Origin of the sequence: Devosia sp. Root413D1 (assembly GCF_001425235.1) — a bacterium.
Taxonomy (GTDB): Bacteria; Pseudomonadota; Alphaproteobacteria; order Rhizobiales; family Devosiaceae; genus Devosia_A.
Genome location: NZ_LMEA01000011.1, coordinates 320,582 through 343,939, shown reverse-complemented (window position 1 = coordinate 343,939; position 23,358 = coordinate 320,582). Strand labels below are relative to the sequence as shown.

The window sequence follows — 23,358 nt, the reverse complement described above, 5'->3', positions numbered from 1 at the left end:
ATGGGTGATTTTTCTTGTACCGGCGGCGCCGGCGTGGAGTTCGAGCGGGAATGAGTGAGCCCAAGGGCAGCGACAGCCAGGCGCCACATGTGCCGGTGCTGCTGGCCGAGGTGCTCGATGCGCTGGCCCCGCTCGAGGGTGCGCGTATCCTCGATGGCACGTTCGGGGCAGGGGGCTACTCCCGCGCCCTGCTGGAAGCCGGCGCTTCCGTGGTGGCGCTCGATCGCGACCCCTCGGTGCTGCCGCACGCCGAACGGCTCAGCGCCGATTTCCCGAATCGCTTCAAGTTCGTGCCCGGCACTTTTTCCAATCTGGATGAGCTGGCCGATGGCCCGGTCGATGGCGTGGTGCTCGATATCGGCGTTTCGTCGATGCAGCTCGACCAGGCGCAGCGCGGCTTCTCCTTCATGCAGGAAGGCCCGCTCGACATGCGGATGTCGTCGGATGGCGAGTCGGCGGCTGACCTGGTGAACAACCTGGATGAGGCAGAGCTCGCCAACCTGCTGTTCGCCTTCGGCGAGGAGCGCAAATCGCGCCGCATCGCCAGCGCCGTCGTCGCAGCGCGCGCCACGGCGCCGATCTCGACCACGACGCAACTGGCGCGGCTGATCGAAAAGACCATCGGCCGCAAGCCCGGCGATGCGCATCCGGCGACCCGCAGCTTCCAGGCGCTCCGCATCGCGGTGAATGGCGAGTTCGACCAGCTGGTCGGCGGGTTGTTCGCCAGCGAGCGGCTGCTGGCCGAGGGTGGGCGGCTCGCCGTCGTCACCTTCCATTCGCTCGAAGACCGGATCGTCAAACGCTTCTTCGACCCCGAGAAGGGGGCGCCGACGCAGTCTCGCCACCTGCCGCAGGTTGTCCTCGAGGCGCCGCGCTGGGCCCGTTCGGGTAAGGCGCTGAAGGCCTCGTCCGCCGAGCTCGCCCGCAATCCGCGCTCCCGTTCCGCCACTTTGCGCGCCGGCGTCAGGACTGCCGCTCCGGCGCGCGTCATGAGCTATGCCGGGCTGGGCGTGCCGCTGTCGCGAGGTGCTGCATGATCAAGATGCTCAACGCCGTGATGGTCTGCACCAGCCTTGTCGGGCTGGTCGGCGTCTATGCGCTCAAATACTCGGTCGAGGATATCGCCAGCGCCAAGGTGGCGCTGGAGCGCAAGATCGACCGGCAGGAAGGCGATCTCAGTCTGCTCAAGGCCGATTGGTCGTACCTCAACCAGCCCGCCCACGTCGCGCCAATCGTCGCCCGCCATCAGGAAGCGCTGGCTCTGGTGCCGACGGCGCAGGATCAGTTCGGCCGCATGGACAACCTGCCGATGCGACCGGCCGCACCCGACACGGTAGCGCTCGATGCGCTGCTTTCCTCGCTCGATGCGGGCATCGACCCGATCGAACAGCTGATCGAGGCCAACTAGATGGCGATCATCACCGAAGGCGCCGAGACCATTTCGCTTGATGGCGGGCGGAAGGCGCGCGGCAATCTCACCAAGGCGCGCATCCGCTGGGTCATCGTCGCGCTGGTGCTGGTGTTCGCCACGGTCGGCGGCCGGCTGATCCAGCTCGGCGCCACCGTCACCGATTCCACCATCGAGGGCATCGAACGCGATGTCATCACCGCCAGCCGCCCGCCGGTGCTCGATCGCAACGGGCTCGAGATGGCGGTCGATATCCGCGTCCCCTCGCTGTTCGCCGAGCCGCGTCGCATCATCGATGTCGAAGAAGCGGTGCAGAAGCTCCGGACCGTGCTGCCCGACCTCAACGAGGATTGGCTGCGCAGGCGCCTCAGCGGCGACAAGGGCTTCGTCTGGGTGAAGCGCGAGCTGACCCCGGCAATCGAGGAGAAGATCTTCCAGCTCGGTATCCCCGGGCTCGATTTCGTTACCGAAAGCAAGCGCTTCTACCCCTCGGGGCAGGAGGCGTCGCACATCCTCGGCTCGGTCAATATCGACAACCAGGGCACCATGGGCATCGAAAAGCACATGGACGACGACAGCCTGGCGCTGCTGCAGTCGATTGGCCTCGCCCGCGGCAACGAGATGACGCCGGTGAACCTCGCCATCGACCTGCGCGTGCAGCACGTGATGTACGAGCAGCTGCAGGATGCGCTGGTCCGCTACAAGGCGATCGCCGCTGCCGGCGTGATGATGGACGTGAAGACCGGCGAGATCGTCGCGCTGGCGTCGTTGCCGGATTTCGACCCGAACAACCCCTCGACCCTGTTCCAGGACTATAACGGGGTGAAGAACGACCGCTTCAACCGGATCACCTCGGGCATCTACGAGCTCGGCTCGACCTTCAAGACGGTGACGCTGGCCGGGGCGCTGGATAGCGGCAAGGTGCGCATCACCGACCAGTTCGATGCCCGTTTCGGGGTGCGCTTCGGTCGCTTCACCATCGACGATTTCCACGGCAAGCACCGCGTGCTGAGCGTGCCCGAGGTCTACAAGTACTCGTCCAACATCGGCACCATCAAGATCATGCAGCAGCTGGGCAAGGACGATTTCCGCGCCTTCCTGGGCAAGATCGGCATGGACAAGCCGGTACCGTTCGAGCTGCCCGAAATGCGCAAGCCCAAGGTGCCGGACAAGTTCTCCGAGATCGTCGCGGCGACCTCGAGCTTCGGGCACGGCCTGTCGGTGTCGCCGCTCCACATGGTTCGGGCCGTCGCGGCCTTCGTCAACGATGGCAACATGGTGCCGCCGACGCTCTACAAGCGCAGCGAAGCCGAGGCGCGCCAGCTCTATGAGCAGGTGATCTCGCCGGGCACCAGTGCCGAGGTCCGCTACCTGATGCGGCTCAATGCGCTCGAGGGCTCGGGCACGCAGATGAACAAGCTGGCCAACGGCTACCGGGTGGGCGGCAAGACCGGCACCGCCGAAAAGGTCGTGGGAAGGACATACTCTTCCGACAAGACCTTCGCGGTGTTCGCGTCGGCTTTCCCGCTCGACAATCCGCGTTACGCCATGGTGGTGATCGTCGACGAACCGCAGGACGAAAACGCCCAGTCGGGCCATACCGCGGGCTGGAACGCCGGCCAGGTGACCGGTCGTGTGGTGCAGAGGGTTGCGCCGATGCTTGGAATCGCGCCCGACTTCAGCGAAATGTTGGATACAAGCCTTGTCCCAGTCGAACTCCGCTGAAGCCATTCGAGAAGAAAGCGTGGACGTGCCTTTCGCGCTCACAGAACTGCTGAAAGGGGCAGGAGCCCCTACGGTCCCAGCCATCGAGGTCGAGGGCATCAATTCCGACAGCCGCGCCATCGGACGCGGCGAGGCGTTCTTCGCGCTGCCCGGCACGCGCGTGCATGGCGATGGCTTTGCGGCGCAGGCCGTCGGCCGTGGCGCCAGCGTGATGATCAGCGATCGCCAGCCGGAAGCCGACCCCGGCGTTCCGGTAGTGCTGGTCGAGGACGTGCGCGCCGCCTATGCGCAGGCCGCGGCCCGGCAATTTGCGCCGCAGCCTGATGTCGCGGTCGCCGTCACCGGCACCAATGGCAAATCCTCGATCGTTTCGTTCGTGCGCCAGATCTGGGACGCCTGTGGCATCGCCGCGGCCAGCCTCGGCACGGTGGGCGTCGAGACCAGCGCCGGCATCCGGCCGCGCGAACTCACCACCTCTGACGCGCTGTCGCTGCATCGCGACCTCGGCGAGCTCAAGGCCGAAGGCATCGGCCACATCGCCATGGAAGCTTCGAGCCAGGGGCTCGACCAGCGCCGGGTCGACGGCATCCGCTTCAACGCCGTGGCCTTCACCAATCTCAGTCGCGATCATCTCGACTATCACCGCGACATGGACACGTACCGGGACGCGAAACTCCGCTTGTTCACCGACCTGATCGCCGAGGGCGGCGCGGCGGTGGTCAATGCCGACGACCCCGAGCACATGCCATTCCTGTTCGCCGCGCTCGATCGTGGCGCGACGCTGATGACGGTGGGCAAGGAAGGCGCCTTCCTCGAACTCACCGAGATCCGCAACGAGGGCTATGGCCAGCGGGTCACCGGCCGCATGGTCGGCGAGCCGGTCAGTTTCCTCTTGCCGCTCACCGGTGCGTTCCAGGTCAACAATGCCGCAGTGGCACTGGCGCTGGCCGTCGCCACCGGCGCCTCCGCCGACAAGGCGGTGAAGGCGCTGGAGCACCTCAAGGGCGCCAAGGGGCGGCTCGAGCTGGTGGCCGAGCACAATGGCGCGGCGATCTTCGTCGATTACTCGCATAAGCCGGTAGCGCTCGAGACAGCGCTCGAGTCGCTCAGGCCCTATGCCAGGAACCAGTTGCGGCTGGTGTTCGGCTGCGGCGGCGATCGCGACAAGGGCAAGCGCCCGATCATGGGCGACGTGGCCGAGCGGCTGGCCGACGATGTCATCGTCACCGACGACAACCCGCGCACCGAGGACGCGGCGACCATTCGCGCCGAAATCCTCGCCGCGGTGCCCAGGGCACTCGAGGTCGGCGATCGCCGCAAGGCGATCGAGACCGGCATTTCACGTTTGGAGCCGGGCGACGTGCTGCTGATTGCGGGCAAGGGCCACGAGGACTATCAGATCATCGGCACCACCAAGCACCATTTCTCCGACCACGAAGTGGTGCTGGAGACGCTGAAAGGACTGTAGCGCCGATGCGACCGCTCTGGACCGTCGCCGAGGTCGTCAAAGCCACCGGCGGCCGGCCCGAAGGCCTGTCGGATGGCCCGATCTCCTCGATCTCGATCGATTCCCGCGAAATCGCCCCGGAGGCGCTGTTCGTCGCGATCCGCGGCGACACCCATGACGGGCACGATTTCGTGGCGAAGGCGATCGAAGCCGGCGCCACCGCGGCGCTGGTATCGGAGGCCTATCACGCCGCGCATGGCGGCAAGAACCTGATCGTCGTGCTCGACACCCTCAAGGCGCTGGAGCAGCTCGGCATCGCGGCGCGGGCCCGCAATCGCGGCCAGATCATCGCGGTGACCGGCAGTGCCGGCAAGACCACCACCAAGGAAGCGATCCGCACCGTGCTCGCCGCCTATGGTGAGACGCACTACTCGATCAAGAGCTTCAACAACCATTGGGGCGTGCCGCTGATGCTGGCGCGGCTGCCGCGCGAAGCGCAGTTCGGGGTGTTCGAGATCGGCATGAACCATGCCGGCGAGATCACGCCGCTGGTGCAGATGGTCCGCCCGCATATCGCTGTCATCACCACGGTGGCGGCGGCGCATCTCGAGTTCTTCAACTCGGTCGCCGACATCGCCGCAGCCAAGGCCGAGATCTTCCTCGGTCTTGAGCCCGGCGGCACGGCGCTGCTCAACGCCGACCACGATCACCTGCATATCCTGTTCGCCCACGCCCGGGCGGCTGGTGTCGGCAAAGTGGTGACCTATGGCTTCGACGAGAGCGCCGACTGGCATATCGGCCGGGTCGACACCTCGGCCTCGACGACACTGGCTGAGGTGACGCACGGCGCCGACCGATACGATCTGCGGCTGCAGGTGCCCGGCCGCCACATGGTGGCGAATGCCGTGGCGGCGCTGGCGGTGGCGCAGATTTCGGGCGAAGGCACCCGCGTTGCGGTGGCGGCGCTTGCCAAGTTCGGCGCGCCGGAGGGCAGGGGGCTGACCCTGCGGTTGGGCCCCAACGCCAAGCCGCTGCTGCTGGTCGATGAGAGCTACAACGCCAACGTCGCCTCGATGACCGCGGCGATGGATCTCTATGGCTCAGTGCGTCCGCCCGATGGCCGCAAGTTCCTGGTGCTCGGCGATATGCTGGAGATGGGACCGCAGGGCCCGCAGTTGCATGCCGGGCTCGCCAACGCGGTGCTGAAGACCGGCGCTACCGAGATCTACCTGGTCGGCGCGGCGATGCGTTCGCTGGCCGATGAGCTCCGGCATCGGGCTGAGAACGACCGCGACATTCCCGCTGTGACGCATATGCCGAGCGCCGAGGAGATCAGTGATACCGTGCTCTCGGCGCTTGCCTATGGCGACGCAGTTATGGTCAAAGGGTCGAAAGGCGTCCGCCTCTCACCTCTGGTGCAGAAGATCCGCGAGCGCTTCCAGAACGCCTAAAGCGCTTTCAGTCCGACGGGTGGGACACCGACAGCATGCTGTATTTCCTCGGGCAGTTGGGCGATAGCCTCGCCGCCTTCAATGTGTTCCGTTACATCACCTTCAGGACGGCCGGCGCGGTGATGACCGCGCTGTTCTTCGTGTTCCTGTTTGGCCCCGGCATGATCGCGGCGCTCCGCATCCGGCAGGGCAAGGGCCAGCCGATCCGCGAGGATGGCCCGGCCGGGCATCTGTTGACCAAGAAGGGTACGCCCACCATGGGCGGGCTGATGATCCTGTCGGCGACGGTGATCTCGATCCTTTTGTGGTCCAACCTCTCGAACGGCTATGTCTGGGTGGTGCTCGGCGTCACGGTTTCGTTCGGCGCCATCGGCCTTTACGACGATTACCTCAAGGTCAAGCGCATGTCGCATGCCGGCTTTTCCGGCCGGCAGCGGCTGATCCTCGAGGCGATCATCGGCGCCGTCGCCTGCTATTTCATCTCGGTGCTGGGCGATCCCGCCACCTCGACCTCGCTGTTCTTCCCGTTCGTCAAAGGGCTGGCGATTAATCTTGGCTGGTTCTTCGTGCTGTTCGGCGCCTTCGTGGTCGTTGCGGCCGGAAATTCGGTGAACCTCACCGATGGCCTCGACGGCCTCGCCATCGTGCCGGTGATGGTCGCGGCCGCGTGCTTCGGGCTCATCGCCTATCTGGTCGGCTCGGCCACCTTCTCGGAATACCTGTTCCTCAACCCGGTTCCGGGCACGGCCGAACTCTCGGTGGTCTCAGGCGCGCTGATCGGCGCGGGCCTTGGCTTTCTATGGTTCAATGCGCCGCCGGCGCAGATCTTCATGGGCGATACCGGTTCGCTCGCCCTGGGCGGCGCGCTCGGCACCATCGCGGTCGCTACCAAGCACGAAATCGTCCTTGCCATCATCGGCGGCCTGTTCGTGCTCGAGGCCGTCTCGGTGATCGTCCAGGTCGTGTCGTTCAAGCTCACCGGCAAGCGCGTGTTCAAGATGGCGCCGATCCACCACCATTTCGAAATGATGGGCTGGACCGAAAGCCAGGTGGTGATCCGCTTCTGGATCATCAGCTTTGTGCTGGCGCTGATCGGCCTGAGCTCGCTGAAGCTGCGCTAAGTCACACGAGCTACCGCCGCCTTCACCTCCCCACCGGTGTCATCCCAGCGAAAGCTGGGACCCAACTCTCAGCTGGTGCGGGTGACGAAATAGGTCCCAGCTTTCGCTGGGATGACATCGAGTATGTGGGGGAAATGCTGCCATGCTTGAACGAGATATGTGGCCACGGCGCTGACAGCCCCCCGACTCGCAAAACGCGAGTGTCGTTGCGAAGTTGGTAACCAACCGGGCGCTACAATTTGCATCTAGTTGTGCGTACGGGAGGCCGTCCCGATCAGGCGGCGTCAAAGCATGTTTTCACGCGAGCGTAAGACCCCCATCGCCGAGTGGTGGTGGACGATCGACAAGTCACTGCTTGCGGCGTTGATCCTGCTGCTGCTGGTCGGTGTGCTGCTGAGCTTTGCGGCCAGCCCGCCGGTGGCCGAGCGGCTGGGCCTCGGGCCCTGGCACTTCATCATCCGCCAGGCGATCTTCGCGGCGCTTGCCGTGCCGGTGATGATTGCAGCGTCGATGCTGCCGCACCGGGCGGCGCGCATTGCGGCGCTGGCGGTGCTGGTGGTTTCCATCGTCATGCTGTGGCTGACCTTGCGCTTCGGCGTCGAGGTCAAAGGCGCAAAGCGCTGGATCTCCATCGCCGGCAACACGGTGCAGCCGTCCGAATTCGTCAAGCCGGCCTTTGCCGTCATCGGCGCCTGGCTGTTTGCCGAGAGCATGAAGCGGCCGGGTGTGCCGGCGCGCATCATCGCCACCGGCATCATGCTGATGATCGTCGGCGGGCTGCTGCTGCAGCCCGATATCGGGCAGACGGCGCTGGTGCTCGCCACCTGGGGCGTGCTGCTGTTCCTCTCCGGCATCTCGTGGTTCGTGATCATCGGGCTGGGAGCGGCCGGCGTTGGCCTGCTGTTCGCCGCCTATCTGTTCTTCCCGCACTTTGCCAAGCGCATCGACAGCTTCGTCAACCCGGAAGGCGGCAACACCTACCAGGTCGACAAGGCGCTGAGCTCGTTGCTCGAAGGCGGCTGGTTCGGGCGCGGCCCCGGCGAGTCGCTGGCCAACAAGGTGATCCCGGACGCCCATGCCGACTACGTGTTCTCGGCCGCGGCAGGGGAGTTCGGCATCCTGTTCTGCCTGTTCATCGTGGCGCTGGTCGGCTTCATCGTGGTCAAGGCGCTGATCGGGGCGCAGCAGCAGTCGAGCCTGTTCTCGCGTCTCGCGGCCTCGACCCTGGCGATCCAGTTCGGGCTGCAATGCGCCATCAACCTGGCGGTCAATCTCAGCCTGATCCCGCCCAAGGGCATGACCCTGCCGTTCGTCTCTTATGGCGGCACCTCGATGCTCGCCATTGCCTTCGCCATGGGGCTGATGCTGGCCCTGACCCGCAAGAAGCCGGAAGAGCGCCTCGCGACCGGGCTTCCCGTCTATCGCAGCGGAGTGCTATCCCCCGCCGAATGAGCAGATTCGTCCTAATGGCCGGCGGTACGGGAGGCCATCTCTTCCCGGCAATGGCGTTGGCGCAGGAATTGCGCCGGCGCGGTCACGATATCCAGTTGATGACCGATCACCGCGTCGCCTCCTATGGCGACGGCTTTCCGGCGAGCGCGACGCATATCGTGCCCTCGGCGACGCCCTCGGTCAGCAACCCGATCAAGTTCGTGACGGCGGGGTTCAAGATCCTCGGCGGCATCGGCGTCGCCCATGGCACGCTCGGCCGGGTGAAACCTGACGCGGTGATCGGCTTTGGTGGCTATCCGGTGTTCCCACCGTTCGTCGCGGCGAGCCTCCGCGGTATCCCGGGGATCCTGCACGAACAGAACGCGGTGATGGGGCGGGCCAACCGGGCGCTGGCCAAGATGGCCAAGCTAATCGCGCTGAGCTTTGCGCGCACTCTCAAGGCCGAGGCCTTTGCCGACAAGTCGGTGCTGGTCGGCAACCCGGTGCGCGACCGGGTGCGGAACGTCGCCAAGGTGCCATATCCCGATCTCGAGGCCGGTGGCTCGATCCGGCTCCTGGTGTTCGGCGGCAGCCAGGGCGCCCGGGTGTTTGCGGATCTGGTGCCTCCGGCGATCGCCGAACTGCCGCCCGAGATCCGCTCGCGGCTGCGCGTGGTGCAGCAATGCCGGGCCGAGGATCTCGACCGCGTCGCCGAGACCTACCGGCAAGCCAAGGTCAATGTCGAGCTCGCCTCGTTCTTCGACGACCTGCCGGAGCGCATGGCCGCTTCGCACCTCGTCGTCTCGCGCTCGGGCGCTTCGACCATTGCCGAACTTACCGCCATCGGCCGGCCGGCCATCCTCGTGCCGCTGCCCGGCGCCATCGATGCCGACCAGAAGAACAACGCACTGGTGATGGAGGCTGCCGGTGGCGGCTGGATCGCCGAGCAAGCCACGCTTACGCCACTATCGCTTGGCACTCGCTTGGCATCACTTCTGGGTGACCGGGATGTGCTGCAGCGGGCCGCAGCTGCGGCCAGATTGCTGGGCCAGCCCGACGCCGTCACCAAGCTCGCCGACGCGGCAGAACGCCTCGCGGCCAAGGGGAACAAACCACAATGAAGATGCCGCGCAACATCGGACCGGTGCACTTCGTCGGCATCGGCGGCATCGGCATGAGCGGCATCGCCGAGATCCTGCACAACCAGGGCTATAAGGTCCGCGGCTCGGACAGCGCCGAGAACCCCAACGTGCAGCGGTTGCGCAAGATGGGTATCGAGGTGGAGATCGGCCAGAGCGCCGACAACCTCAAGGATGCGGCCGTCGTCGTCATTTCCTCGGCGATCAAGAAGGGCAACCCGGAACTGGCCGCCGCCCGGGCGCGTGGCCTGCCGGTGGTGCGTCGCGCCGAGATGCTGGCCGAGATCATGCGGTTCAAGAACGCCATCGCCATCGGCGGTACGCACGGCAAGACCACTACGACGACGCTGGTGGCGACGCTGCTCGATGCGGCGAATTACGACCCCACCGTCATCAATGGCGGCATCATCAATGCCTATGGCACCAATGCCCGCCTCGGCGACGGCGAGTGGATGGTGGTCGAGGCCGACGAGTCTGATGGCACCTTCGTCAAGCTGCCGGCGGACGTGGCTATCGTCACCAATGTCGATCCCGAGCACCTCGACTATTACGGCGACTTCGACAAGGTGAAGCAGGCCTTCATCAACTTCGTCGAGAACGTGCCGTTCTACGGCTTTGCCGTGATGTGCCTCGATCACCCCGAAGTGCAGGCGCTGGTCGGGCAGATCCGCGACCGCCGCGTCATCACCTATGGCCGCAACCCGCAGGCCGACGTCCGGCTGGTCGATCTCGAAAACCATGACGGCGTGCAGCATTTTTCGGTCGAGATCCGCGACCGCATCCGGATGACGCATCTGAGGATCGACGGGCTCGAGCTGCCGATGCCGGGCGAGCACAACGCGCTCAACGCTACGGCGGCGATCGCCGTCGCCGACCAGTTGAAGGTGCCGGCCGAGGCGATCCGCAAGGGTCTCAAAAACTTCTCCGGCGTGAAGCGGCGCTTCACCAAGACCGGCACGGTCGGCGGCATCACCATCATCGACGATTACGGCCACCACCCGGTGGAGATCGGCGCGGTACTGAAGGCGGCCCGGCAATCGGCCCGGCGCGACGTCATCGCCGTGGTGCAGCCGCACCGCTACTCGCGCGTCCACGACCTGTTCAACGAATTCGCCACCTGCTTCAACGATGCCGATACGGTGATCGTCGCACCGATCTATGCGGCGGGCGAAACGCCGATCGACGGCGTGACGCACGAAGAGCTGGTCGCCCGCATCCGGGCCCGCGGTCACCGCGATGCGCGGGTCATCGACCGGCCGGAAGCCCTGGCGCCGCTGATCGCTTCGCGCGCCGCCGAGGGCGACTATGTCGTGCTGCTCGGCGCCGGAAACATCACGCAGTGGGCGGCCTCGCTGCCCGCCGAACTTGGCGCCCTGATCGGCAAGGAGCCTGAGCTCACATGAACGTTCATGTCCCCCAGTGGCCTGACCTGCTTCCGACGCTCGGCAGCTGGACCTCCGAGGTCCGCGGCCAGCTGATCGCCAACCAGCCGCTCGACGAGATGACGACACTCAGGGTAGGGGGGCCGGCGCAGCTGTTCTTCCGCCCGGTCGATGAAGCCGACCTGGCGTTCTTCCTCAAGCACCTGCCGGCGGAAATCCGCGTCACCGTGGTCGGGCTCGGCTCGAACCTCCTGATCCGCGATGGCGGTCTCGATGGCGTGGTGATCCGGCTGCCGGCCAAGGGCTTTGGCGCCATCGATATCCTCGATGGCCACCGGGTGCGGGCCGGCGCCGCGGTGCCGGACGTGAAGGTCGCGACCGCTTCGGCCGAGGCCGGCATTGACGGGCTGTGGTTTTATCGCGGCATTCCCGGCGGCATCGGCGGGGCGCTCTACATGAATGCCGGCTGCTATGGCACCGAGACGCGCAACCGCATGGTCGAGCTGCGTGCCGTGACCCGGCAGGGCGAGATCATCACGCTCAGCAACGAGCAGATGGGCTACCTCTACCGCAAGTCGAACGGCCCGCGCGGCGCGGTGTTCACCTCGGCCACCTACCAGGGCTTTGCCGGCGACTCGGAGAAGATCCTCACCGAGATGCGCACCGTCACCGAGCGGCGCGAGAGCACGCAGCCGACCCGTGCCAAGACCGCCGGCTCGACCTTCAAGAACCCCGAGGGGCACTCGAGCTGGAAGGTGATCGACGAGGCCGGTGGCCGCGGCTTCACTTTCGGGCGAGCGCAGATGAGCGAGATGCACTCCAACTTCCTCATCAACATGGGCGAAGCCGATGCGTTCGAGGTCGAAACCGTCGGCGAGTCGATCCGCCAGAAGGTGCGCGACAAGCACGGCATCGAGCTCAAATGGGAAGTTCGCCGCATGGGGCATTTCGTGCCCGGGCGCGAAGTGCGCGAGTTCATGGACGGGGCGCCGTTCAGGGGAGCGGTTTAGTGACCGCCGTTCTGCCGGTGCTCGCTGACCCCCACCCCTGTCCCCTCCCCGCAAGGGGGAGGGAGATGCTCCCGACCAATCATCATCGCCTCACCTACGGAGCATGCGGCTCCATCGTCCCCCTCCCCCTTGCGGGGAGGGGACAGGGGTGGGGGTCCACAGTCACCGGCGTCCGAGAGATCACTCCATGACCAAGCACGTCGCCGTCCTGATGGGCGGCATTTCGAATGAGCGGCCGGTGTCGATCGCCTCGGGCACCGGGTGCGCTCAGGCGCTGCGGAACGGGGGCTACCAGGTCACCGAGGTCGATGTCGGCTACGATATCGCCGAGGTCCTGCGCGAGCTGAAACCCGATGTCGCCTTCAACGCGCTGCACGGGCGCTACGGCGAGGATGGCACCATCCAGGGCGTGCTGGAGTTCCTGCGCATCCCCTACACGCACTCGGGCGTCCTAGCTTCGGCACTGGCGATGGATAAGCACCAGGCCAAGATCATGTTCAAGGCGGCCGGCATCCCGGTCACCGATCACACCATTGCCAGCCGGGCGGAAGTCGCGCGCGCCCACGTCATGGCGCCACCCTATGTGGTGAAGCCGATCGCTGACGGTTCGAGTCTGGGCATCTTCATCGTCAAGGCCGACCAGTCGCACCCGCCGCAGGAGCTGCTGCGCGAGGACTGGAACTCGGGCGAAGAGGTGATGGTCGAGCGCTACATTCCCGGCCGCGAGCTCACCTGCGCGGTGATGGGCGACGTGGCGCTGGGGGTGACCGAGATCGTTACCGACCTCAGCTTCTACAATTATGAGGCAAAGTACGCCCATGGCGGCTCGCGGCACGTCATTCCGGCTGAAATTCAACCGAAAATTTACGACAAAGTGCAGAAGATGGCGCTTAAGGCGCATGCTGCGCTTGGGTGCCGGGGCGTGTCGCGGAGTGACTTCCGCTACAACGACCAGGCAGGGCCGGACGGCGAGCTCGTCTGCCTCGAGATCAACACCCAACCAGGCATGACCGAAACGTCACTGGTTCCCGAACAGGCCCGCCATGCCGGCCACTCGTTCGAGGAGCTGGTTGCCTGGATGGTGGAGGATGCGAGTTGCAACAGGTAGGGGCTAAGAGTTTCGCCAACGCCCAGCCTGTCGATCCCCGTCATTTTCCTGTTCCACTGCCCCGCACCGGCCGGCGTGCCTTGGTCAAGGCCAGCCATGTCTGGGTGCTGCACAAGCAGGTCATTACCCGCATCGTCGGGGCAGTCCTCGCGCTGCTCGTGGCGTTCGGCCTCTATGAAGCGCGCGATGTCATCGGCTCGGCCGGTCTCACCGCCTACCGGTTCGTGCAGGGCGAGTTCGCCCAGGCCGGCTTCGGCATCGATGCGATCGAGATCACCGGGCAGACGCTGACCGACGACAAGGACATCATCACGCTGTTGACCGTCGGCACCGGCAATTCGACGCTGACCTTCGATGCGCAGAAGGCGCAAGCGCGGCTCGAATGGCTCCGCGCGGTGAAATCCGCCACCGTTCGCAAGGTCTATCCCAACCGGGTCATCGTCTCGATCGTCGAGAAGGTGCCGGTGGCGCGCTGGCGCATCGGCGACACCACCTGGCTGATCGACGAGACCGGCAAGAAGATCGGCACCGATATCAGCTCCTATACCGACCTGCCGCTGCTGATCGGGGAGGGGGCCGGCGATGACGGCGTCGCCATGGTGCGGGTGCTCGCCCGCCATGCAGGGCTCGACGACCAGTTGGCCGCGCTCAGCCGCATCGGCGATCGGCGCTGGGACCTGATCTATCGCAATGGCCTCCGCGTGCAGCTGCCCGAGAGCGGCGTGGCGCAGGCGCTCGACCAGCTCGAAATGTACCAGACCGACTATGCGCTGCTCGAGCGCGACGTGTCGGTGATCGACCTGCGCGTGCCCGGCCTCGTCACCCTGAAGCCCGGCGAAATCGCTGCGGCGCAGATCGCCGAAGCGAAGGGCAGCAAGGGCAAGAAGCCCGCCAAGAAACCCGCGAGCGCCCCGGCGGCGACCGCTCCCGTTGCGGCGCCTCAGGCCGCGGCTCCCGTCGTGCCTGTAACTCGGACTCAGTAAGACCATGATGACCGATGCCCTGACCGCGCGGCTCAAGCCCGTACAGCCCGGCCGCACTTCGCTGGTGACGGTGCTCGATATCGGTTCGACCAAGATCTGCTGCGTCATCGCCCGGCTGGTGCCGCGCCCCGAGGGCAAGTCGCTCAGGGGCCGGACTCATAATGTCGAAGTGATCGGCTTCGGCTATGGCCCCTCGTCCGGCATCAAGAGTGGTGTCATCACCGATCTCGACAAGGCCGAGCAGGCCGTGCGCACTGTGGTCGGCATCGCCGAACGCGCTGCCGGTGTCACCGTGCAGTCGGTGATCGTCAACGTCACCGCCGGCCGTCTCGGCTCGGAAACCTTCTCGGCGGGCGTCAATCTTGGCGGCCAGGAAGTGGAACGCGCCGATATCCAGCGGGTGCTGCGCGCGGTCAACGAGCGGTCGGTCCGCCCCGAGCGCTCGATCGTCCACGCGCTGCCGATCGGCTATGCGCTCGATGGCCAGAAGGGCATCAAGGATCCCAAGAACATGGTCGGCGAGAAGCTGTCGATCGATGTCGCGGTGATCTCGGCCGAAACCCTCGCCATGCGCAATATCGAGCTGGTGCTGCACCGCTGCCATCTGCAGATCGAAGCGCTGATGGCGACCCCGTATGCCTCCGGCCTTGCGACCCTCGTCGATGACGAGAGCTCGCTGGGCGTTGCCTGTATCGACTTCGGTGGCGCCACCACCACCGTTTCGGTGTTCTCCGAGGGGCAGCTCGTCTATGCCGACGCCATCGCCATTGGCGGGCATCACCTGACGCTCGATATCGCGCGCCAGCTCTCGGTCGGCATCGCCGACGCGGAGCGACTCAAAACCATGTACGGCTCGGTGCTGCCGGGCCAGACCGACGAGCGCGACATGATCGCCATCACCCCGGTCGGTGCGACTCGCGACGAGGCGCCGGGGCAGATTCCGCGTTCGCACATCACCCGCATCATCCGTCCGCGGGTCGAGGAAGTGCTCACCGCCATCAAGGATCGCATGCAGGCGACCGGCATGATGGATATCTGCGGCCGCCGATTCGTCCTGACCGGTGGCGCCAGCGAGCTCACCGGCCTGCCGGAAGTGGCGCGCCGGGTGCTGGCCCGTAACGTCCGCAATGGCCGCCCGATGGGGATTTCCGGCCTGCCCGAAATGGCCAAGGGCCCGGGATTCGCGACGGTTGCAGGGATGCTGATCTATCCGCAGGTATGCGCCCAGGAGTTCGTCGAGCCGCATCGCGCCGCCCGGCTTACCGGCACCGACGGCTATTTCGCCCGGGTCGGCAACTGGCTCCGCACCAGCTTCTGAGTCTCGGGGCGCTCCCGGCCGCGACGCCGCCGGGCGCCCCTCACCTTCATGCTTAACGTAACGTATCCAAACGTTTAGCCTGGCTTGCAAATTGCCATCACGTTAACGGTTTTGAGGGCATTGTTAGGGTCTGGTTAACGAATTGGCGACTAATACTGGTCTCACACGCCACGCATGGGGCCATTCATGACCATCAACCTCACCATCCCGGACATTCAAGAACTGAAGCCGCGCATCACCGTGTTCGGTGTGGGCGGGGCTGGCGGCAACGCGGTCAACAACATGATCGCGTCGGGCCTTTCCGGAGTGGACTTCGTCTGCGCCAATACCGACGCACAAGCCCTGGCGCTCTCGAGCGCGCAGCGGATCATCCAGCTAGGCGTCTCGGTCACCGAGGGTCTCGGCGCCGGCTCCCATCCGGAAGTGGGCAGGGCGGCCGCTGAAGAGAGCTACGACGAGATCAACGATCACCTGAGCGGCGCGCATATGGTGTTCATCACCGCGGGCATGGGTGGCGGCACCGGCACCGGCGCTGCTCCCGTGGTGGCTCGCGCAGCCCGCGAGCAGGGGATCCTGACCGTCGGTGTGGTGACCAAGCCGTTCCAGTTCGAAGGCAACCGTCGTTCACGTCTGGCCGAAGACGGCATCGACGAGCTGCACCGGCATGTCGATACGCTGATCGTCATCCCGAACCAGAATCTCTTCCGCGTTGCCAACGAGAAGACCACCTTCGCCGACGCCTTCAAGATGGCGGACCAGGTGCTCTACTCCGGCGTCGCCTGCATCACCGACCTGATGGTCAAGGAAGGTCTGATCAACCTCGACTTCGCCGACGTGCGCGCCGTGATGCGCGGCATGGGCAAGGCGATGATGGGGACGGGCGAGGCTTCCGGCGAGGATCGGGCGCGGCACGCCGCCGAGGCGGCGATCGCCAACCCGCTGCTCGACGATGTGTCGATGCAGGGGGCGCGTGGCCTCCTGATCTCGATCACCGGTGGTCCGGACCTCACCCTTTACGAAGTCGACGAGGCGGCAAGCCGCATACGCGAGGAAGTCGACTCGGATGCCAACATCATCCTCGGCGCCACGTTCGATCCGGATATGACCGGCACGATCCGTGTCTCGGTCGTCGCCACCGGCACCGACGCGACGATGGTCCAGGCGCTCGAGCCGATGAAGGCCAACCCGGCGCGCGTGCCGCTGCAGGCCGCGGTGATGCGCCAGGCCATGCCGGAGCGGGTAGCGATCGCCGAAGCTCCGCCGGAGCCCGAGTTCGAGACTCAGGTGGAGCAGGCCGTCGCCGAGGCGATCTCCTACGCCGAGCCGGCTTACCAGGAGTACCAGGAAGACGACGGCATCACCGTCGAGCCGTACATCCCGCAGGCCAGCCACACGCACCTCGAAGAAGCGCCGCGACTCATCGAGGCGCCGATTCCCAGCGCCTATGTGCCCTCCAGTGCCGAGCGTCCCGACGGTCAGCGTCGGATGCCGCGCACTGAGGAGTTCCCGGCTGTTGCAAGGCAGTCACTCGCGGCGCAAGAAAAGCAGGAACCGGAGCCGCGCAATGCGCGTGCGCTGTTCAAGCGGCTGGCCTCCAATGTCGGCATTAGCCTTAAGTCGAACGAGCCGGCGCGGGCTGAACCGGCGGTCGAGCCGAGTGCCGACGACGCCGCTGCCCGCAGCGCCATCGAGGCCGGAGGCGCCCGGAATTCGCGGGTTTCCGGTGGTGCCGAAGGCGCCCGCGGCAATGCCGACCAGTACGGTCGCGTACAGTCGCAGCCGGCTCAGAAAGAGCACATCGAGATCCCTGCCTTCCTCCGCAAACACGGCTAATAGCCGCGGGGGAAAGCCCGAATACACGCCCCCGGCGCGGCTTCCGCGCCGGGATTTTATTGTCTATGACTGCACCGGGTCGCAGACGGGGCTGGAGTCCTTAGAGCATGCATAAACTTTCGGCGCGGCAGCGGACTTTGGCCGATGCGCTCGAATTCAGCGGTTTCGGTGTTCATTCCGGCGCCCCTGTTACCCTCACTCTCGAGCCTGCTGCGCCCGATAGCGGTTATACCATCACGCGCCTGCTCGATGACGGCCGCCGTCACGGGCCCGTGCCGGTGCACTTTTCCCGCGTGACGCGGACGACGCTGTGCACCACGCTCGACCTTGGCGACAGCGTGTCGGTGGCGACCGTCGAGCATGTGGTTTCGGCGCTTTCCGGTATGGGCGTCGACAATGCCCACATGGTGCTGACCGGCGGCGAATGCCCGATCCTCGATGGCAGCGCCTGGCCGTTCGTCGAGGCCATCCAGCAGGTCGGCCTGATGGTGCAGCCGGCGCCGCGCCGCTACATCAAGATCATGCGCCAGGTGCTGGTGCGCAACAACGAGGCCTCGGCCGCGCTCGAGCCCTATAACGGCCGGCTGCTGGACCTCGAGATCGACTTCGACAGCCGCGTCATCGGCCGCCAGCGGATGATCTTCGACTGGACGCCGCGCAAGTATTTCGAGGACGTGTCGCGGGCCCGCACCTTCGGGTTCGTGCGCGATGCCAAGATTCTCCGCCAGGCCGGCTATGCGCTCGGCTCCTCGATGGAAAATTCGATCACCGTGCACGAGGATCGGATTCTCAATCCGGGTGGCCTGCGCTACGAGGACGAGTTCGTCCGCCACAAGCTGCTCGACGCCATCGGCGACCTGGCGCTGTGCGGGCTGCCCATCTACGGTCGGTTCCGTTCCTACAAGGGTGGCCACGCCCTCAATGCCCTGGTGCTGCATGGGCTGTTCGCCAGCGAAGCCAACTATGAGATCGTCACGGCGGACCAGCTGCCGGCGGCGTTCGACGCGCTGGATGACATGCCCGAAGGGCTCAATGTACAATCGTACCTGCGGTCGGTCGGCTGACAGCCAGCGCCACAGTTTTGATTTCTTTTGTCAGTAGTTCGCCTGCCGTCTTAGGGTAGTGCGTTAAGGGATGGGGCAGGTCGTGACGATCTCTCAGCATGCAGGTATTTCGAGCCGGTTCGCACGTTTCGTGCTGATGGGCGCTGTCGTGGTGCTGCTCACCGGCTGCAACCTGTTTGGCCAGCCCAAGATCAAGGAAGAGGCTATCGTCCCGCCCGAGACCCTGTACCAGCAGGCGCTCTCCGAAATGGATGCTCAGCGCTACGTCACTGCCGTCAAGACGCTGGAGAAGCTCGAGCGTCAGCACCCGTTCTCGGAGTTCAACGAGAAGGCCAAGCTGATGCAGGTCTACGGCAACTATCGCATCGGCAAGTTCGAGGAGGCGATTCTCGCAGCCGACCGCTATGTCGCGCTCTACCCGGGCTCCAAGGAGCTGCCTTACGTGCTCTACCTCAAGGGCAACTCGTATTTCGGGCAGATCAAGGACATCACCCGCGATCAGCAGATATCGAAGAACGCCATCGAGACCTACTCGATGATCATCGCCAACTATCCTGACAGCAAGTACGCCAAGGACGCGCAGGAGAAGATGGTGGTCGGCGTCGACCAGCTTGCCGGCAAGGAGATGTCGGTCGGCCGCTACTACCTGGGCAACGGCAACTATCCGGCCGCGATCAACCGCTTCCGCGTGGTGGCCGAGCAGTTCCAGACCTCGACCCATATCGAAGAGGCGCTGTTCCGCCTGACCGAAGCTAACCTGGCGCTCGGCCTGATCTCCGAGGCGCAGACCGCGGCGGCCGTGCTTGGCCACAACTATCCGCAGAGCAGCTGGTACAAGCAGGCATTCGACCTGCTCGCCAAGCAGGGCATCTCGCCACAGGTGAACGCCGGCAGCAGCCTCGCGCAACTGAAGAAGAGCTAAGGCGAAAAACAAGCCTGTTGCCTGTTTGTTCCCCTTTGAGCTAAGCTGCAAAGCGCGAGTTTGTTCGGCCCCATCAGGCCGGTCGACCACCGAGGGGCCACTCCCGAATGCTCAATGCGCTTTCGGTTCGAAACATCGTACTGATCGACCAGCTCGATCTCACGCTCGAAGACGGCCTCACCGCGCTTACCGGTGAGACCGGTGCGGGCAAATCCATCCTGCTCGATGCGCTGACGCTGGCGCTTGGCGGCCGCGGCGATGCTTCGCTGGTGAGAGCTGGGGCCGAGAGCGGGCAGGTGGTGGCGGTGCTGCAGCTGCCGCGCAACCACCCGGCACGCGAGGCGCTGCGCGAGAACGCCATCGCCGACGACGAGGATATCATCCTGCGTCGCGTGCAGCTGGCCGACGGCCGCACCCGCGCCTTCATCAACGACCAGCCGGTCTCCGCCGGGCTGCTGCAGGCCGTCGGACGGCTGATCGTCGAAATCCATGGCCAGCATGACGATCGGGCGCTGATCGACGTTGCGACGCACCGCTCGGCCCTCGATGCGTTCGGCGGCCACGAATCGATGGTCAGCTCCGTATGGAGCACCTACGAAGCCCTGGTCGAGGCGGATGCCGCCGTCGCCGGGCAGCGCGCGGTGATTGCCGACGCGATGGCGCGCGAGGAATATGCCCGTCACGTCGTTACGGAACTGGGCGAGATGCATCTCGAGGCGGGCGAGGAGGAAGTCCTCGCCGAGCGCCGGCAGCGGCTGATGACGCTGGAAAAGGCCGCCGAGGAAGTCCGCGACGCCGATGAAATCCTCAACGGTCCGACCGCCCCCGGTCCGGTGCTGGCCGGGCTGATGCGGCGGCTGGTGCGCAAGGCCGATGCCGGCGCGGCGGTGTTCCAGCCGATCGTCGAGGCGCTCGATACGGCTCTGGTGTCGCTCGACGCCACCTCCGACGCGCTCGAGGTGCTGAAGCGCGACATGGCGTTCGATCCCGCCGATCTTGAAAAGGTCGAGGAGCGGCTGTTCGCGCTGCGCGCCGCCGCCCGCAAGCACCACACGACCTGTGACGGGCTGAGTGAGGTGCTGGCCAAGTACCAGAACGATCTCGACATGCTGCAGAGCGGCGAGCAGTCGCTGAAGGCGCTCGAGATCGCCGCAGAGGCCGCGCGTGGCGCCTATTCCGCCGCCGCGTCTGCGCTCAGCACGGCGCGCGAAACGGCCGCTGGCGCCCTCACCAAGGCCGTGGAAGCCGAGTTGCCGGACCTGAAGCTCGGCGCCGCGAGGTTCATCGTCGACCGGCAGGTCGATCCGGCCCGGGTCGCCGCTTCCGGCCACGACCAGATCGCCTTCCACGTGCAGACCAATCCGGGCACCCAGCCGGGGCCGATCCTCAAGGTCGCCTCGGGCGGCGAGCTCAGCCGGTTCCTGCTGGCGCTCAAGGTGGTGCTGGCCGATCGCGGCTCGGCGCCGGTGCTGATCTTCGACGAAATCGACACCGGGGTGGGCGGCGCGGTCGCCGACGCTATCGGTCGTCGGCTGGCGCGACTCGCCGGCAAGGTGCAGGTGCTGACCGTCACCCACGCCCCGCAGGTTGCGGCGCGGGCGCAGAGCCACCTGCTGATCGAGAAGCAGGCCATCGAAGAGGGGGCGTTCGTACGCACCCACGTGCGCCGCCTCGACGGCAAGGCGCGGCAGGAAGAAGTGGCGCGCATGCTGGCGGGCGCCAAAGTCACCGACGAGGCGCGCGCCGCGGCCGGGAAGTTGATTTCGGAGGTATCGTGAGCGAGGCGGAACGTGAGATCGAGAGCTTCTCCGAGGCGGAGGCCAAGGCGGAGCTCGACCGGCTGCACGAGGTGCTGAGCGAAGCGGACCGCGCCTACTTCGAGAACGATGCCCCCGAGATCACCGACGCCGAGTATGACGGGCTGAAGCGCCGTTACCAGGCGTTCGAGATCGCCTTTCCGCAATTGAAGCGCGCCGACAGTCTCAGCGATAAGGTCGCCGGCGCGCCGGTCGAGGGTTTCTCCAAGGTCCGGCATGCTGTGCCGATGCTCAGCCTCGCCAAGGCCTATACCGATGAGGACGTGGTCGATTTCATCGAACGTGGCCGGCGGTTCTTCGAGCGCGACAAGGACTTGCAGCTGGTGTTCACCGCCGAGCCCAAGATCGACGGGCTATCGGCATCGCTGCGCTACGAGAACGGCGTGTTCGTGCAGGGCGCCACCCGCGGCGACGGCACAGTGGGTGAGGATATCACCGCCAATTTGAGGACCATCTCCGACATCCCGCATAAGCTCAAGGGCTCGGGCTGGCCTCAGACCATCGAGATCCGTGGCGAGGTCTATATGACCATGGCCGAGTTCGAGGCGCTGAAGGCGCGCTCGGCAGCGGTCGGCGGGCAGGAATATGTCAACCCGCGCAACACCGCGGCCGGTTCGCTCCGGCAGAAAGATCCATCGGTCACTGCCAGCCGCAACCTGAAATTCTTTGCCTATGCCTGGGGCGCCAGCTCGGCGGAGCCGGCGGCGACGCAATATGAGGCGGTGCAGAAGTTCGGCGAATGGGGCTTTGCCATCAGCCCGCTGATGGTGCGCGCCAGCTCGATCGAAGAGCTGATCGCCCAGTACAAGAAGATCGAGGAACTGCGCTCTTCGCTCGGCTACGACATCGACGGCGTCGTCTACAAGGTCGACAACCTCGAGCTGCAGCGCCGCTGGGGCTTTTCGAGCGGCGAGCCGCGCTGGGCCGTGGCCCACAAGTTCGCCGCCGAGCAGGCCTTCACCACCATCCGGGCCATCGACATCCAGGTCGGCCGCACCGGCACGCTGGCGCCGGTGGCGCGCCTCGCCCCGGTCGGCGTCGGCGGCGTGGTGGTGGAGAACGTCACGCTGCACAATGAGGACTATATCGCCGGCATCGACTCGACCGGCGCGCCGATCCGCGGCGACGAACCGATCGACGTGCGCATCGGCGATACGGTGGTGATCCAGCGGGCCGGCGACGTGATCCCGCAGATTGTCCGGGTAGTGCTGGAAAAGCGCCCGGCGGACGCCGTGCCCTATGTGTTCCCGCATGTTTGCCCGGTCTGCGGTTCGCCCGCGACGCGTGAGCTCAACGAGAAGACCGGCAAGGAAGATTCGCGCCGCCGCTGCACCGGCGAGCTGATCTGCGCGGCGCAGGCGGTCGAGCGGCTCCGGCATTTCGTGTCGCGTGGCGCCATGGATATCGAAGGGCTCGGCTCGGAGAATATCGACCTGTTCTTCAACTCGGGCCTGGTCAAGACCGCCGCAGACATCTTCACTTTGCGCGATCGCCGGCCGGAAGTGCAGCAGGCGTTTGCGGCGCGGCGTGACGAGCAGGCGCGACTCCGCGAAGAAGCGTCGGGCAAAACGCGCAAGAATGCCCGCAGTGTCGAAGACCGGAGCTTTGAAGGCCTCGAAAAGCTGTTCGCCGCCATCGACGCCAGGCGCGAGCCCGAGCTCGATCGGTTCATCTTCGCGCTCGGCATCCGCCATATCGGCGAGACCACGGCAGCGGTGCTGGCCAAGACCTTCTCGAGCATCGAGGAACTGATCCGCGTCGGCAAGGAAACGGCTGCTCATGCAGACGACCCGCATTCGGTATTTCCGTCGGTCGATGGCATCGGCGACACCGTCATCGAGGCACTGATCGATTTCTTCGGCAACGAGCGCAACGACGACGTGCTGGAGGCGCTGCTGCGGCAGGTGCGACCCAAGCCCTATGTGGTCACCGTCTCGGCCACCAGCGAAGTGGCGGGCAAGACTATCGTGTTCACCGGCAGCCTCGAGAAGCTGACGCGCGGTGAAGCCAAGGCGATGGCGGAGCGGCTCGGCGCCAAGGTGGCGGGCTCGGTGTCCAAGAACACCGACATCCTCGTTGCCGGTCCGGGCGCCGGTTCCAAGCTCAAGGATGCGCAGGCGCTCGGCATCCTTATTCTCGACGAAGATCAATGGCTTGAGTTGGCCGCAAAATAGCCAGCGGCCAAATAGCCAACTGTTT

Annotated in this window: 18 protein-coding genes; all 18 read left to right on the top strand. The window is 65.8% G+C overall.

Annotated elements, in window-relative coordinates; translation table 11 throughout:
- The first annotated feature begins 50 nt into the window (after positions 1-50).
- The 18 genes from rsmH (at position 51) to ligA (ending at position 23,333) form a co-directional block, all read left to right on the top strand.
- Positions 51-1,037 (top strand): 16S rRNA (cytosine(1402)-N(4))-methyltransferase RsmH, encoded by a 987-nt coding sequence (gene rsmH, locus ASC89_RS18970; RefSeq protein ID WP_056000628.1) that lies wholly within the window; start codon positions 51-53, stop codon positions 1,035-1,037.
- Positions 1,034-1,408 (top strand): hypothetical protein, encoded by a 375-nt coding sequence (locus ASC89_RS18965; protein WP_055880145.1) that lies wholly within the window; start codon positions 1,034-1,036, stop codon positions 1,406-1,408. Before rsmH ends, ASC89_RS18965 begins: the two co-directional genes overlap by 4 nt.
- The gene (locus tag ASC89_RS18960; protein WP_056000625.1) at positions 1,409-3,133 is read left to right on the top strand and encodes a penicillin-binding protein 2; all 1,725 of its coding nucleotides are present in this window, start codon (positions 1,409-1,411) and stop codon (positions 3,131-3,133) included.
- A gap of 19 nt (positions 3,134-3,152) precedes the next feature.
- Positions 3,153-4,601 carry a UDP-N-acetylmuramoyl-L-alanyl-D-glutamate--2,6-diaminopimelate ligase gene (locus ASC89_RS18955; RefSeq protein WP_320410478.1) on the top strand — a complete coding sequence of 483 codons (1,449 nt, stop codon included), beginning with the start codon at positions 3,153-3,155 and terminating at the stop codon, positions 4,599-4,601.
- 5 nt (positions 4,602-4,606) lie between these two features.
- Positions 4,607-6,031: a UDP-N-acetylmuramoyl-tripeptide--D-alanyl-D-alanine ligase gene (murF, locus tag ASC89_RS18950; protein WP_056000622.1), complete on the top strand. Its 1,425-nt coding sequence runs from the start codon at positions 4,607-4,609 to the stop codon at positions 6,029-6,031.
- A 35-nt stretch (positions 6,032-6,066) separates the two neighbouring features.
- Positions 6,067-7,152: a phospho-N-acetylmuramoyl-pentapeptide-transferase gene (mraY, locus tag ASC89_RS18945; protein WP_055880134.1), complete on the top strand. Its 1,086-nt coding sequence runs from the start codon at positions 6,067-6,069 to the stop codon at positions 7,150-7,152.
- 291 nt (positions 7,153-7,443) lie between these two features.
- Positions 7,444-8,604, top strand: a complete 1,161-nt coding sequence (locus ASC89_RS18940; protein WP_055880132.1) for an FtsW/RodA/SpoVE family cell cycle protein — start codon at positions 7,444-7,446, stop codon at positions 8,602-8,604.
- Positions 8,601-9,704 carry an undecaprenyldiphospho-muramoylpentapeptide beta-N-acetylglucosaminyltransferase gene (gene murG, locus ASC89_RS18935; RefSeq protein ID WP_055880129.1) on the top strand — a complete coding sequence of 368 codons (1,104 nt, stop codon included), beginning with the start codon at positions 8,601-8,603 and terminating at the stop codon, positions 9,702-9,704. The genes ASC89_RS18940 and murG overlap by 4 nt, the downstream gene beginning before the upstream one ends.
- Positions 9,701-11,125, top strand: a complete 1,425-nt coding sequence (gene murC / locus ASC89_RS18930) for a UDP-N-acetylmuramate--L-alanine ligase (RefSeq protein WP_055880127.1) — start codon at positions 9,701-9,703, stop codon at positions 11,123-11,125. The genes murG and murC overlap by 4 nt, the downstream gene beginning before the upstream one ends.
- A complete protein-coding gene (gene murB / locus ASC89_RS18925) occupies positions 11,122-12,114 on the top strand; it encodes a UDP-N-acetylmuramate dehydrogenase (RefSeq protein WP_056000619.1) in 993 nt (330 codons plus the stop codon). The genes murC and murB overlap by 4 nt, the downstream gene beginning before the upstream one ends.
- A 187-nt stretch (positions 12,115-12,301) precedes the next feature.
- Positions 12,302-13,222 (top strand): D-alanine--D-alanine ligase, encoded by a 921-nt coding sequence (locus ASC89_RS18920; RefSeq protein ID WP_056000616.1) that lies wholly within the window; start codon positions 12,302-12,304, stop codon positions 13,220-13,222.
- An 80-nt stretch (positions 13,223-13,302) separates the two neighbouring features.
- A complete protein-coding gene (locus ASC89_RS18915; protein WP_056000614.1) occupies positions 13,303-14,205 on the top strand; it encodes a cell division protein FtsQ/DivIB in 903 nt (300 codons plus the stop codon).
- Between the two features lie 4 nt (positions 14,206-14,209).
- A complete protein-coding gene (gene ftsA, locus ASC89_RS18910) occupies positions 14,210-15,523 on the top strand; it encodes a cell division protein FtsA (RefSeq protein ID WP_056000611.1) in 1,314 nt (437 codons plus the stop codon).
- Between the two features lie 186 nt (positions 15,524-15,709).
- Entirely contained in the window at positions 15,710-17,356 is a 1,647-nt protein-coding gene (gene ftsZ / locus ASC89_RS18905; protein WP_056001924.1) for a cell division protein FtsZ, read from the top strand.
- A gap of 107 nt (positions 17,357-17,463) precedes the next feature.
- Positions 17,464-18,420 carry a UDP-3-O-acyl-N-acetylglucosamine deacetylase gene (lpxC, locus tag ASC89_RS18900; RefSeq protein ID WP_055880114.1) on the top strand — a complete coding sequence of 319 codons (957 nt, stop codon included), beginning with the start codon at positions 17,464-17,466 and terminating at the stop codon, positions 18,418-18,420.
- 82 nt (positions 18,421-18,502) lie between these two features.
- Entirely contained in the window at positions 18,503-19,342 is an 840-nt protein-coding gene (locus tag ASC89_RS18895) for an outer membrane protein assembly factor BamD (protein ID WP_162247965.1), read from the top strand.
- A gap of 107 nt (positions 19,343-19,449) precedes the next feature.
- Positions 19,450-21,120, top strand: a complete 1,671-nt coding sequence (gene recN, locus ASC89_RS18890; RefSeq protein ID WP_056000600.1) for a DNA repair protein RecN — start codon at positions 19,450-19,452, stop codon at positions 21,118-21,120.
- Positions 21,117-23,333 carry an NAD-dependent DNA ligase LigA gene (gene ligA, locus ASC89_RS18885; RefSeq protein WP_056000597.1) on the top strand — a complete coding sequence of 739 codons (2,217 nt, stop codon included), beginning with the start codon at positions 21,117-21,119 and terminating at the stop codon, positions 23,331-23,333. Before recN ends, ligA begins: the two co-directional genes overlap by 4 nt.
- The last annotated feature ends 25 nt before the right edge of the window (positions 23,334-23,358 follow it).